A 12,347-nucleotide genomic window follows, 5' to 3' on the forward strand; every position below is an offset into this window, starting at 1 on the left:
ATCTACAGCCTTGTCGCCGCCGGGCGCCTCAGACCTGTCATCGCGTCACAGCCGTGACACAACGTTGGAGATCTCTGTCGGAGGCGCAGGCTGCGCAGCTCCCTGCCGGGACTGGCTTAGGGTTGGGCGATGAGCGCCACCGATGAGATGACGCTGCCCCGCTGGAGCATCTGGCTGCCGCCGGTCGTGCTCGTGATCCTGGCGGTGACCTGGGGGCGCCACCTCGAGGGCGTGCTGCTGGTCTTCGAGTTCGCCGCGCTGGTGGCCGCGATCACCGTGGCCGTGCACCATGCCGAGGTCGTCGCGCACCGGGTCGGCGAGCCGTACGGCACGCTGATCCTGGCGATCGGCGTCACCGTCATCGAGGTCGGCCTGATCGTCACGCTCATGGTGTCCAGCCCGGACAAGACGGCGGCACTGGCCCGCGACACCGTGTTCTCCGCGTTCATGATCGCGGGCAACGGGGTCGTCGGGATCTGCCTGCTGGTGGGTGCGCTGAAGCACCAGGTGGTGTCGTTCCGGCCCGAGGGCGTGGCCGGTGCGGTGGCCACTCTCGGCGCCGTCGCGACACTCAGCCTGGTGCTCCCGACGTTCACGACGTCGTCGTCCGGCCCGACGTTCTCGGGGGCGCAGCTGGTGTTCGCGGGGCTCGCGTCGCTGGTGCTGTACGGCACGTTCGTGCTGGTCCAGACGGTCCGGCACCGCGAGTACTTCCTGCCGATCGACGACGCGGGCACGCCCGACGACCCGGACGACGACCACCTGCTGCTGCCCAGCAACCGGACCACGTGGCTGAGCCTCGTCCTGCTGCTCGCGGCGCTGGTCGCGGTGGTCGGCCTGGCCAAGACGGTCTCGCCGGCGATCGAGGACGGCGTGCGGTCGATCGGCGCGCCCGAGACCGCCGTCGGCGTCGTCATCGCCCTGCTGGTGCTGGCCCCCGAGACGGTCGCCGCGGTGCGGGCCGCGCTGCACAACCGGATCCAGACCAGCCTGAACCTGGCGCTCGGCTCGGCGCTGGCCAGCATCGGGCTGACCATCCCGGTGATCGCGCTGGCCTCGATCTGGCTGTCCGGTCCGCTGGAGCTCGGCCTCGGCCCGAAGGACATCGTGCTGCTCGCGCTGACGCTGGTGATCAGCACGCTGACCACGGTGATGGGGCGGGCGAACGTCCTGCAGGGGGCGATCCACCTCGTCGTGTTCGGCGCCTTCATCTTCCTCGCGGTCACGCCCTGAGGAGTCCCCGGTGGACGCCCTGCAGATCGCCCACCGCCGGCTCCGTGCCCAGCACCTGACCGGGCCGCCCGCCCCCGACGTGGCGGCCGTCGTCCGGGATCTCGGTGCGGTGCAGGCACAGGAGTTCGCGCCCGCGCTGTGGTCGGTGGCCCAACGCACGGCCGGGTATGACCAGGACGCCGTCATGCGGGCCTACGACGCCGGCGTCCTGCTGCGCTCGCACGCGCTGCGCCCGACCTGGCACTTCCTGCTGCCCGAGGACATCGGCTGGGTGCAACGGCTGACGGCACCGCGCGTGCACGGCGTGAGCCGGTACTACTACCGGCAGGTCGGGATCGACGACGCCGTGGCGGGACGCGCCGGTGAGGTCATGCTCCAGGCTCTGGACGGGGGCGCGTTCCTGACCCGTGCGGAGCTGTCCCAGGCGTTGGCGCGCAGCGGGATCCAGGCGTCCGGCGTCCGGCTGGCGTACCTGGTCATGCACGCCGAGCTGGAGGGTCTCATCGCCAGCGGCGCCATGCGCGGCAAGCAGCACACGTATGCGGCGCTGTCTGAGCGTGCCCCGGCCTCGGTCCGCTGGGAGCCGGACGACCCGCTGCGCGAGCTGACCCGTCGGTACCTGAGCGGGCACGGGCCGGCGACGGTCAAGGACCTGTCCTGGTGGGCCAGCCTCACGCTGACCCAGGTGCGCGACGGGATCGCTCGGCTCGGTGACGAGGTGGCGAGCATCGACGTCGACGGGCTCACCTACTGGTTCGTCGGACCGACGACGGACGAGCGCGAGGCGTCGCCGAGCGTGCGACTGCTGCAGGCGTACGACGAGTTCGGTGTCGCGTTCACCGAGGGGCGGGCGGTGACGAACGTGGCCGGCCACAAGCTGGTGCCGCCCAGCGCGAACACGGTCGTGCACCTCCTGGTGCTGGACTCCCAGGTGGTCGGACTCTGGCGCCGGGTCGTGCGCAAGGGGGGCCTGGACGCCGAGCTGACGACCGCCGTCCGGCTCGGTACCCGACAGCGGAAGGCCGTCGAGACGGCGTTCGCGGAGTATGCGCAGTTCACCGGCCAGCCCGTCGACGTGCACTGGACGGAGCCCTAGCCGCAGCGGGCCCGCACCGCCCTCGGGTCCCGAATCGCTAGCGGTTGCGGCGCCAGACGGCGGCGGACAGCACGGTCGCGAACGTGCACCAGGCGGCGTAGGCACCCAGTCCCGCGGCGGCCCGCCGGTCGACCGGCGCGGCCCGTCGGGCGAGGTCGGCACTGCTGGCGGCCAGCGCGCCGGCGACGGCGATGGCCGGGCCGAGCCGGTGGCCGCGGAAGAACACCCAGGTCCAGGACGCGTTGAGGGCGAGGTTCGCGGCGAGGGCGCCCTCGAAGCGCCGGGCCTGCTCGGGCTTCCCCTCGCTGCGCCAGGCCTCGATGGTGCTCGCGGACGACAGGGCGACGTCGGCGTACAGGGCGGTCCAGACGATCGGGAAGACCACGGGCGGTGGCTGGATCGCGGGCTTGGACAGCCGGCGGTACCAGCCGGTGCGCACGTCCTGGCTGGCCTTGCCGCCGACGAGGGCGGTCGCGACGACGGCGGAGCCTGTACCGGCAAGCGTCCTGAGGAACATGCTGGGAGCACAGCACGGAATGTTCGGGCTCACCACCAGGGTTGACGCGATAGGATATAGTTGAAGTCTCAACAAAGGAGCCCAGCATGCCGGTCACCCGCCTCAACCACGCCGTCCTCTTCGTGCGCGACGTCGAGCGCAGCGTCACCTTCTACGGCGAGGCCCTCGGCTTCCGCCCCGTCCACCAGCTGCCGGGTGCCGCGTTCCTGCAGGCCGACGGCAGCCAGAACGACCACGACCTCGGCCTCTTCGAGATCGGCTCGCAGGCGGGACCGTCCGGAGCCGGCCGCAGCACGGTCGGGCTGTACCACCTGGCCTGGGAGGTCGACACCCTCGACGAGCTCGAGCGGATCGGCCGCAAGCTCACCGAGCTGGGGTCGCTGGCCGGCGCCTCGGACCACGGCACGACCAAGGCGCTCTACGCCAAGGACCCGGACGACATCGAGTTCGAGGTGTCCTGGCTGGTGCCCGCCGAGCTCATCACTGACGACCTGGAGATGACGACGGCACCGCTCGACCTCGCCGCGGCCAAGGAGCGGTACGGCGCCACCACCCGCGGTGGGGTCGGCGTCTCGTTCCCCGCTCGCGTCTGAGGATCTGACCGGCAGCCTGCGACACTGTCGCCGTGGCGGCCATCGACCTCAACTGCGACCTCGGCGAGGGGTTCGGACGCTGGGCGCTGGGTGACGACGAGGCGCTGCTCGACGTCGTCACCAGCGCCAACGTCGCCTGCGGGTTCCATGCTGGTGACCCGACGACGCTCGCCCGGGTGTGCGCGGGGGCGGTCGAGCGCGGCGTGAGCATCGGCGCCCAGGTCGGCTACCGCGACCTGCCGGGCTTCGGGCGGCGGTTCATCGACATCGGGTACGACGACCTGCGGGCCGACGTGATCTACCAGATCGGTGCGTTGCAAGGGCTTTCGCGGGCGGGTGGGGGCCGGGTCGACTACGTCAAGCCGCACGGCGCGCTGTACCACGCCACGACCACCCACGAGCGGCAGGCGGCCGCCGTGGTGGATGCCGTCCGCGCGGTCGACCCCGACCTCGCCGTCCTCGGCTGGCCGGGGTCGCTGCTGCTCCAGGCGGCCGCGTCGGCCGGACTCCGTTGCGTCACCGAGGGTTTCGCCGATCGCCGGTACGGCGACGACGGCAGGCTCGTGGACCGCAGCCGCCCCGACGCACTCCTCACCGATCCGGCGGAGGTGACGGCGCAGGCGCTGTCCCTCGTCGGATCCGTGGACTCCCTGTGCCTGCACGGTGACACCGACGGCGCCGCGGCGTTGGTGCTGGCTGTCCGGGCCGCGCTGACGGGCGCCGGGCACACGCTGCAGCCCTTCTGCGACACCGGCTCCGGGCGGTGAGCGCGCGGGCGGTGGACGAGCGGCTGGTGATCCGACCGGTCGGCGACCGGGCCCTCGTCGCCGACCTGGCCGACGCGGTCGGGCTGCGCTCGCTGACCGCCACCCTGGCCGCTGCCCCACCCCCCGGCACCCTCGACCTGGTCCCGGGCGCGAACAGCCTGCTCCTCACGGTCGCGCGGGGCACCGACCTCGCGGCCGTCGCGCGCGCCGTCCGCGCCGCCGCCGCTCAGGTTGGTGAGCGGCCGGCGGATCCGGCCCCCGCGACGCCGGTCGTCATCGACGTCCGGTACGACGGTCCCGACCTCGCGTCGGCGGCCCAGTCGGCCGGGCTGACCCCGGGCGAGCTCGTGGCGCGGCACACCGCGGAGCCGTGGACCGTGGGGTTCATGGGTTTCGCGCCCGGGTTCGGCTACCTCGTCGGCGGCGACGACTGGCCGATCGTGCCCCGCCGCGAGCACCCGCGCCGCGCCGTCCCGGCCGGCTCGGTCGCCCTGGCCGGTCGATACAGCGGGGTGTACCCCCGCGAGTCGCCGGGGGGCTGGCAGCTGATCGGGACGACCAGCGCCGCCCTGTGGGACCTCGACCGCGCCCCGCCCGCGCTGCTCGCCCCCGGGACGCCGGTCCGGTTCCGGGAGAGCGGATGACGACGTTCGAGGTGCTCGCCACCGGACCGCTCGCCACGGTGCAGGACGCCGGGCGCGCCGGGCTCGCGCACCTGGGCGTCGGGCCCTCCGGGGCGGCCGACCGGACCTCGCTGGGGCAGGTGAACCGGCTGCTCGGCAACGCCGAGGGTGCCGCGGCGGTGGAGGTCACTCTCGGCGGGCTTCACTTGCGCGCCAACGGTTCTGCCGACGTCGCGGTGGTCGGCGCGCCCGCGCAGGTGCACCTGGGTCGCCGCGCGATCGGGTCGGGGACGCCGTTCCGGGTCGAGGCCGGCGACGAGCTGACCCTGGCCGCGCCGTCGCGCGGGTTGCGCAGCTACCTGGGTGTCCGCGGCGGCATCACCACGGACCCGGTGCTGGGCAGCCGGTCCAGCGACCTGCTCGCCGGGGTCGGACCTGGACCACTGCGGCCCGGCGACGTGCTGCCGGTGGGAGCGGACGTCGGCCCGTGGCCGGGCGTCGACGTCCTGACCTGGCTGACCGACCCCGCCGAGCACCGGCGGCTACGTGCCGTCGCCGGTCCTCGGCGGGAGTGGTTCAGCGACGCCGCGCTCGATGATCTCGCGGGCGGTCCCTGGCGCGTGTCCGGCGACGCCAACCGCACGGCCGTCGTGCTGGATGGTCCGGCGATCATCCGTAGCCACGACGGCGAGCTCCCGCCGGAAGGCATGGTGCGCGGCGCGATCCAGGTGCCGCCGAGCGGGCGGCCCACGATCCTGCTCGCCGACCACCCGGTGACCGGCGGGTACCCGGTGCTGGCGGTGCTGCTCGCCGAGGACGTCGACTGGCTGGCGCAGCTGCGTCCCGGTGACCCCGTGCTGCTCCAACCAGTAGTGGCGCCAGTCCTGTGACGGGGGCCGCCACGACGGGGCCGCTGCGCCTGACGCCGATGGGCCGACACGACTCGCCTCGCCTGCTGGCCTTCGTCGGCGCCCACGCGGTGCCGGGCGTCGAGGCCTGGGACGGCACGGTCTGGACGTCGTCCCTGCACCTGCCGCACGGCCCCGGCGTCCTGCAGGTGTCCGCGGCCGATCGCGGTTACGACGTCCGACTGCGCCTGAGCGACCCCGCCGACGAGCCGGTGGCCGTCGCCCGGCTCGTGCGCCTGCTCGACCTGGACCGGGACGTCGCCGCCGCCGAGGCGCACCTGGGCGCCGACCCCGTGCTGGCCCCGTTGGTGGCCCGCCGGCCGGGGCTGCGCGTCCCCGCGGAGCTGGACGCCTTCGAGACGCTGGTGCGCACGATCATCGGTCAGCAGATCTCGGTGTCCGGGGCGCGCACCGTGACGGCCCGGCTGGTGCGGGCGGCCGGCACGGCGCTGCCGCCGGCCCTGCAGCTGTATCCGGACGTGACGCACACGTTCCCGTTGGCGCGCACGGTGGCCGCGCTCGACCCGGACGGCGAGGCGCTGGCGATGCCGCGCGCCCGGGCTCGGGCGGTGGTGGCGGCGGGGTGGGCGTTCGCCGATCGCGAGCCGGGCGGGGGCGCGCCGAGCCGGGCTGAGCTGCTCGCCCTGCCGGGCATCGGACCGTGGACCGCGGACTACCTGGACCTGCGGGTCCGGCGTGATCCGGACGTGCTGATGGTCACCGATCTGGCCGTGCGACGAGCGCTGGAGGCGCTGGGTGTGCGAGGCTCCGCTCAGGTGGCCGCGGTCGGCGAGACCTGGCGCCCGTTCCGCTCGACCGCACTCATGCACCTGTGGGCGGAGTACCTGCACCTGTGACCCCGGCTAGATTTACTTAGGGTTCCTATGTAAACTGCTGGGATGGACACCTCGACCAGTGGGACCCACAGCGGTTCCTTCGGCACCCCGGACGAGCGCGAGCTGGCCTTCCAGCTCGTCGCCAGCAGCGCCCGACTGGTGCGGCTCGCCGCCCGGCAGAGCGCGTCCCCGGTGCCGCGCGCCCTGGCCCGGACCCTGAGCGTCGTCAACGAGCTCGGGGAGCCCCGGATCAGCGACCTCGCTGCCGCCGACCGGATCTCGCAACCCACCGCGACGACGCTCGTCCAGAAGCTCGAGGAGCGCGGCTGGGTCCAGCGCACCGCCGACCCGACCGACGCTCGCGCCGTCCGGATCGCCATCACCGAAGCCGGACGCGCGGCCATCACCGAGTTCCGGCAGGCCGCCGCCGACGCCCTCGCTCCCCGGCTGGCCGCCCTCAGCGCCGCCGACCAGCGGGCGCTGGCCCGCGGCGTCCAGGCGCTCACCACCCTGCTCGACCACCAGCCCCACCAGGAGGAATCCGTATGACCACCGGCTCCACCCAGTCCTCGATCCTGCACCAGCCCCGCGCCGTCTGGGCTGTCGCGTTCGCCTGCGTCATCGCGTTCATGGGCATCGGGTTGGTCGACCCGATCCTCAAGCCCATCGCGGAGCAGCTGGACGCGTCGCCCTCCCAGGTGTCGCTCCTGTTCACCAGCTACATGGCGGTGACCGGCGTGGCGATGCTGATCACGGGGTGGCTGTCGAGCCGGTTCGGCGCCAAGCGCGTGCTGCTGGCCGGACTGGCGATCATCGTCGTGTTCGCCGCCCTCGCCGGGTCGAGCGACACCATCGGCCAGATCGTCGGCTTCCGCGGTGGCTGGGGGCTCGGCAACGCGCTCTTCATCGCGACCGCGCTGGCCACCATCGTCGGTGCCGCCAGCGGCGGGGTCGCCAGCGCCATCATCCTGTACGAGGCCGCGCTCGGCATCGGCATCGCCGCCGGCCCGCTGCTCGGCGGGTTCCTCGGCGACATCTCGTGGCGCGGCCCGTTCTACGGCGTCTCCGCGCTGATGGCCGTCGCCTTCGTGGCGATCGCGATCTTCCTGCCGAAGCTGCCGCGCCCCGAGCGCACCACCAGCCTGCTCGACCCGTTCCGCGCCCTGCGCCACCGCAGCCTGCTGACCATGGCCATCACCGCGCTGCTCTACAACTTCGGCTTCTTCACGCTGCTCGCCTTCACGCCCTTCCCGCTCGCGATGGGCGCCCACCAGATCGGCCTCATCTTCTTTGGCTGGGGCGTCTGCCTGGCGGTCGCGTCCGTGTTCGTCGCGCCGCGGCTGCAGCGCCGGTTCGGCACGCTGCCCGTGGTCGCCGCCGCCCTGACCGCCTTCGCCGTCGACCTCGCCGTCATGGCCGTCTACACCGACGACAAGTCGGTGCTCGTGGTCTGCGTCGTCGTCGCCGGGGTCTTCCTGGGCATCAACAACACGCTGGTCACTGAGGCCGTCATGCTCGCCGCCCCCGTCGAGCGCGGCACCGCCAGCGCGGCGTACAGCTTCGTCCGCTTCGGTGGCGGCGCCATCGCGCCGTACCTCGCCGGCAAGCTCGGCGAGGAGGTCAACGTGCACGTGCCGTTCTGGGTCGGCGCGGGCGCGACGGCGCTCGCGGTCGTCGTCCTGCTGTCCGGACGTCGGGTGCTGGCCCACGTGGACGACCACGAGCCCGCGGCGCACAGCGTCGACGAGGCCCGCGTCCTGGTCGCCGCCGACGCCTGACCCCCGCCCGCCCCGCAGATGTCCCGACATCCGGTTCAAAGAAGCCCCTTTGAGCCCGGATGTCGGGACATCTGCGATGGGGGCGGCGCAGGGATGGTCAGGGGGTGATGCGGGCGGCGAGGTCGGCGACGGTCATCGGCCGTCCGAGGTGGAAGCCCTGCACGAGGTCGCACTGCATCGCCCGCAGCGCCTCGAGCTGGTCCGCGGTCTCCACGCCCTCCGCGATCACGAACAGGTCGTGCGCGTGGGCGAGCTCGATGACGGCGCGCACCACGGCGGCGGAGCGCCGGTCCCGGCACACGTCGGCCACGAACGACCGGTCGATCTTCATGAAGTCGAGGTCGAACCGGCGCAGGTAGCTGAGCGCCGAGTAGCCGGTCCCGAAGTCGTCGAGCCCGATCCGGCCGCCGAGCTCGCGCAGCCCGCGCAGGTTCTCGACCAGGGTGGGCGTCGGCTCGGCGAGCGACCCCTCGGTGATCTCGAACCGCAGCTGGCTCGCGCCGTTGCGGCCGAGCACGGCGGAGATCCGGTCGGCCAGGCCGGCGACCTGCAGCGACAGCGGAGAGAGGTTGACCGCGATGTTGATGTCCGGCACCAGCGGCTGCCGCAGCACCTGCTCGACGGCGTGCGTGAACACCGCGACGTCGAGGTCGACGATCAACCCGGTGGCCTCCGCGACCGGCACGAACTCCAACGGCGGGATGGTCATGCCGTCGACCGTCATCCGGGCCAGCGCCTCGCAGCCCCGCACCCGGTCGTCGCCGACGGTGGCGCCGAGCTTGATGATCGGCTGGTAGACGGGCAGCACGGTGTTGTCGGCCAGGGCGGTGCGCAGCCGGCTCTCCATGTCCTGCCGGGTCACCGTGCGCGAACGCAGCTCGGCGTCGAACACCACGACCCGGTCGCCACCGGCCCCCTTCGCGGCGGCGGCGGACAGCTCAGCCTGGCGGTACAGCTCGGACGAGCTCACGGGTGAGGTCTCATCGACGACCGTGACCCCGATGCTGATGCTGGCGACCACCGGCTGGTCTGCCCCGGACAACCGGTACGGCTCGGTCAGCTCGCGGTGCAGCCGGTACGCGAGCCGCTCGGCCTCGCCGGCCGTCGTCCGCTCCAGGACGAGGCCGAACTCGTTGCCGCCCAGCCGGGCGGCCGTGCAGCCGGGCAGGTCGACGGCGGCGAGCCGCCGTCCGAGCTCGACCAGCAGCGCGTCCCCGACGGGGTGGCCGTAGCGGTCGTTGACCGCGTGGAACCGGTCGACGTCCACCAGCAGCAGGCCGCCCCCCTCGTGCCCTGCCCGGCGCGACAGCGCCTCGTGCAGCAGCTCCTCGGCCTGGGCCCGGTTGGCCAGCTCGGTGAGGGAGTCGGTCATCGTCAGGCGGCGGACGGCGGCCTCGGCCTCGCGCCGGTCGGTGACCTCCTGGGTGGTCCCCCACAGGCCGGTCACGGTGCCGTCGGCGTCGACGACGGACTCGGCCCACATGTGCCAGTGCCGCCAGCCGTCCTCCCACCGGTACCGGATGTCGACCTCGGCGGTCTCCTGCCCGGCGAACAGCGCGCCGAGCATCTGGTCGTGGGCCGGGCGGTCCTCGGGGTGGATGCCGTCGAGGTAGTCCTGCATGGTCTTCTGCTCGCCGGCGATGCCCATGCCGCGGCCGTCACCGTCGAGCCACTGAACCCCGGTGTCGCCGAGCTGGTAGCGCCACACGGACAGCCGGGCCATCCGCTGGGCGACGCTGAGCAGGTGGTCGCGGTCCCGGCGGGCGGCGACGTCGGCGTCCGCGTCGGGTCTGCTGATCGTCACGGCGATGGCGTCGGGCGCCCGGACGTCGTCCGCGGCGGAGTCTTCGCCGTCCGCCGACATGGGCGTGGCCCGGACGGTCAGCCAGCTGACGGTGCCGCCCGAACCGGGCACCCCGACGATGCGCTCGGAGACGAGCCCGGTGACCAGCGCGACGCGCAGCGGGTTCTCGGCGTCGGTGACGGGTCGGCCCTGCGGCCCGAGGGTGGCGCCCCACACCTGCAGGCCGTCCAGCCCGACCAGGTCGGTGCGTCCGAGGAGCTCGGCGGCGGCGTGGTTGGCGCGCTCGATGCGGCCGTCGGCGCCGTGCAGGACGAGTCCCTCACGCAGCAGGTCGGTGACTCCGGCGTCCCAGGCGGACGGCGCGAGGTCGTGGTCTCGGGTGTCGCGGCGCCGGTCTGCCGTCCGCGGGCGTGGCAGATCGCCACGGCGCGCGGGGGCAGGGGGCAGAGCGGTCACGCCCTTCTGATCGGCATCCGCGGCGGCCATCTGAACCGAAACGCGAGGAGCCGGAAGCAACCCTCGCGTTCGACGGGACGACATGGCAGAGTCCCCCCATGAAGAGCACGATGCAGGCCGTCCCCCTGCTCATCTCGCAGATCCTGAACTACGGCACGACCGTGCACGCGACGTCCGAGGTCGTGACCTGGACGGGCGGCGAGCCGCGGCGCTCGAGCTACGCGGACGTGGGGCGCGACTGCGCACGACTCGCCAACGCCCTGCGCTCGCTCGGGGTGGACGCCGACCAGCGCGTCGCGACCTTCATGTGGAACAACGAGGAGCACCTCGAGCTCTACCTGACCGCGCCGAGCATCGGGGCGGTGCTGCACGCGCTGAACATCCGGCTCTTCCCCGAGCAGCTCGTGTACGTCGCGAACCACGCCGAGGACTTCGTGGTCGTCGTCGACAACTCGCTCGCGGCGCCGTTCAGCAAGCTGCTGCCGCACCTGAAGACCATCCAGCACGTGGTCGTGAACGGTCCGGTGCCCGACGAGGTCCGCGAGGCGCTCGGCGCCGACGGCAAGGCCGTCCACGACTACCGCGAGCTGCTCGACGCCCAGCCGGACACCTTCGAGTGGCCCGAGCTGGACGAGGACCTCGGCGCGGCCATGTGCTACACCTCCGGCACCACCGGCAACCCCAAGGGCGTCGTCTACAGCCACCGCTCCAACTACCTGCACGCGATGCAGGTCTGCATGGGCAGCGCGATGGCGATGGCCCAGGGCCAGCGGCTGCTGTCGATCGTGCCCCTGTTCCACGCGAACGCCTGGGGCATCCCGTACGGCGCGATGATGTCCGGCGCCAACCTGGTGATGCCGGACCGCTTCCTGCAGGCCGAGCCGCTCGCCACCATGATCCAGTCGCTCGGCGTGACGCACAGCGCCGCTGTCCCCACGATCTGGAGCGACCTGCTGGTCTACCTGGACGCCCACCCGGACGTCGACGTCTCGTCCCTGAAGTCCTGCATCGTCGGCGGGTCCGCGTGCCCGCCGGCGCTGATGAAGGCCTTCGAGGAGCGGTACGGCGTGGACGTCGTGCACGCCTGGGGGATGACCGAGATGTCGCCGCTCGGGTCGGTGGCCGTGCCGCCGGTCGAGGCCGAGGGCGAGGCGCGCTGGGCGTACCGGCAGTCCCAGGGCCGGCTGTCGCCGCTGGTGCAGGGCCGCCTCGTCGGGCCCGACGGATCGAGCATGGGCTGGGACGGCGAGCAGGTCGGTGAGCTGGAGGTCCGCGGGCCGTGGATCACCGGCTCCTACTACCTGGACGACGACCCGGAGAAGTTCGACGGCGGCTGGCTGCGCACCGGGGACGTCGGCTCGCTGACCCACGACGGGTTCCTCCGGCTGACCGACCGCGCCAAGGACGTCATCAAGTCCGGCGGCGAGTGGATCTCGTCGGTCGACCTGGAGAACGCGCTGATGGCGCACCCGAAGGTCCGCGAGGCCAGCGTGGTCGGCGTCCCGGACGAGCGGTGGGGTGAGCGGCCGCTGGCCACCATCGTCGTCGCCGAGGGCGAGGAGGTCTCCGCCGAGGAGCTGCGCGACCACCTGTCCCAGCACGTCGCCAAGTGGCAGCTACCCGAGCGGTGGGCGTTCATCGCCGAGGTGCCCAAGACCAGCGTCGGCAAGTTCGACAAGAAGGTCCTGCGGAAGTCCTACGCCGAGGGTGAGCTCGAGGTCCGCACGCTCTGAGCG

Annotated in this window: 12 protein-coding genes; 10 read left to right on the plus strand and 2 right to left on the minus strand. The window is 73.1% G+C overall.

All coding sequences use genetic code 11. The annotated features are described in order from the left end of the window. Positions 1-129: 129 nt before the first annotated feature. Both ABEB17_RS08280 and ABEB17_RS08285 read left to right on the plus strand, forming a co-directional pair. On the plus strand, positions 130-1,233 hold the full coding sequence (locus ABEB17_RS08280; protein ID WP_345716207.1) for a calcium:cation antiporter: 1,104 nt from the start codon (positions 130-132) through the stop codon (positions 1,231-1,233). 10 nt (positions 1,234-1,243) lie between these two features. Further along, on the plus strand, positions 1,244-2,329 hold the full coding sequence (locus ABEB17_RS08285; protein ID WP_345716208.1) for a winged helix DNA-binding domain-containing protein: 1,086 nt from the start codon (positions 1,244-1,246) through the stop codon (positions 2,327-2,329). A gap of 37 nt (positions 2,330-2,366) precedes the next feature. Here ABEB17_RS08285 and ABEB17_RS08290 read toward each other — a convergent pair whose 3' ends face one another. Continuing rightward, on the minus strand, positions 2,367-2,846 hold the full coding sequence (locus ABEB17_RS08290; RefSeq protein WP_345716209.1) for a TspO/MBR family protein: 480 nt from the start codon (positions 2,844-2,846) through the stop codon (positions 2,367-2,369). Between the two features lie 86 nt (positions 2,847-2,932). Here ABEB17_RS08290 and ABEB17_RS08295 point away from each other — a divergent pair, with 86 nt between their 5' ends. From ABEB17_RS08295 to ABEB17_RS08325, 7 genes are read left to right on the plus strand one after another with little or no spacing between them, the layout of a single operon-like run. After that, positions 2,933-3,439, plus strand: coding sequence for a VOC family protein (locus ABEB17_RS08295; protein ID WP_345716210.1), 507 nt, complete (start codon positions 2,933-2,935; stop codon positions 3,437-3,439). Between the two features lie 32 nt (positions 3,440-3,471). Then, a complete protein-coding gene (locus tag ABEB17_RS08300; RefSeq protein WP_345716211.1) occupies positions 3,472-4,206 on the plus strand; it encodes a LamB/YcsF family protein in 735 nt (244 codons plus the stop codon). A gap of 29 nt (positions 4,207-4,235) precedes the next feature. After that, positions 4,236-4,850: a 5-oxoprolinase subunit B family protein gene (locus ABEB17_RS08305; protein WP_378227035.1), complete on the plus strand. Its 615-nt coding sequence runs from the start codon at positions 4,236-4,238 to the stop codon at positions 4,848-4,850. Then, a complete protein-coding gene (locus ABEB17_RS08310) occupies positions 4,847-5,719 on the plus strand; it encodes a 5-oxoprolinase subunit C family protein (protein WP_345716213.1) in 873 nt (290 codons plus the stop codon). The genes ABEB17_RS08305 and ABEB17_RS08310 overlap by 4 nt, the downstream gene beginning before the upstream one ends. Positions 5,720-5,757: 38 nt before the next feature. Next, complete coding sequence (locus ABEB17_RS08315) at positions 5,758-6,594, plus strand: DNA-3-methyladenine glycosylase family protein (protein WP_345716214.1); 837 nt, start codon at positions 5,758-5,760, stop codon at positions 6,592-6,594. A gap of 42 nt (positions 6,595-6,636) precedes the next feature. Further along, positions 6,637-7,122, plus strand: a complete 486-nt coding sequence (locus ABEB17_RS08320) for a MarR family winged helix-turn-helix transcriptional regulator (protein ID WP_345716215.1) — start codon at positions 6,637-6,639, stop codon at positions 7,120-7,122. After that, on the plus strand, positions 7,119-8,351 hold the full coding sequence (locus ABEB17_RS08325; protein WP_345716216.1) for an MFS transporter: 1,233 nt from the start codon (positions 7,119-7,121) through the stop codon (positions 8,349-8,351). The genes ABEB17_RS08320 and ABEB17_RS08325 overlap by 4 nt, the downstream gene beginning before the upstream one ends. Before the next feature lie 97 nt (positions 8,352-8,448). On the opposite strand, the gene ABEB17_RS08330 is transcribed toward ABEB17_RS08325, so the two are convergent. Then, positions 8,449-10,611 (minus strand): putative bifunctional diguanylate cyclase/phosphodiesterase, encoded by a 2,163-nt coding sequence (locus tag ABEB17_RS08330; RefSeq protein ID WP_345716217.1) that lies wholly within the window; start codon positions 10,609-10,611, stop codon positions 8,449-8,451. Positions 10,612-10,709: 98 nt separating this feature from the next. Between ABEB17_RS08330 and ABEB17_RS08335 the strand changes: the two genes are divergently transcribed. Continuing rightward, positions 10,710-12,344 (plus strand): long-chain fatty acid--CoA ligase, encoded by a 1,635-nt coding sequence (locus ABEB17_RS08335; protein WP_345716218.1) that lies wholly within the window; start codon positions 10,710-10,712, stop codon positions 12,342-12,344. Positions 12,345-12,347: the final 3 nt, after the last annotated feature.

Origin of the sequence: Angustibacter luteus (assembly GCF_039541115.1) — a bacterium.
In the GTDB taxonomy this organism is placed as follows: Bacteria; Actinomycetota; Actinomycetes; order Actinomycetales; family Angustibacteraceae; genus Angustibacter; species Angustibacter luteus.

Coding starts and splice junctions, on each gene's coding strand:
- ABEB17_RS08280 (WP_345716207.1), top strand. CDS start 130: ATGAGCGCCACCGATGAGATGACGCTGCCCCGCTGGAGCATCTGGCTG.
- ABEB17_RS08290 (WP_345716209.1), bottom strand. CDS start 2,846: ATGTTCCTCAGGACGCTTGCCGGTACAGGCTCCGCCGTCGTCGCGACC.
- ABEB17_RS08295 (WP_345716210.1), top strand. CDS start 2,933: ATGCCGGTCACCCGCCTCAACCACGCCGTCCTCTTCGTGCGCGACGTC.
- ABEB17_RS08310 (WP_345716213.1), top strand. CDS start 4,847: ATGACGACGTTCGAGGTGCTCGCCACCGGACCGCTCGCCACGGTGCAG.
- ABEB17_RS08315 (WP_345716214.1), top strand. CDS start 5,758: ATGGGCCGACACGACTCGCCTCGCCTGCTGGCCTTCGTCGGCGCCCAC.
- ABEB17_RS08320 (WP_345716215.1), top strand. CDS start 6,637: ATGGACACCTCGACCAGTGGGACCCACAGCGGTTCCTTCGGCACCCCG.
- ABEB17_RS08325 (WP_345716216.1), top strand. CDS start 7,119: ATGACCACCGGCTCCACCCAGTCCTCGATCCTGCACCAGCCCCGCGCC.
- ABEB17_RS08335 (WP_345716218.1), top strand. CDS start 10,710: ATGAAGAGCACGATGCAGGCCGTCCCCCTGCTCATCTCGCAGATCCTG.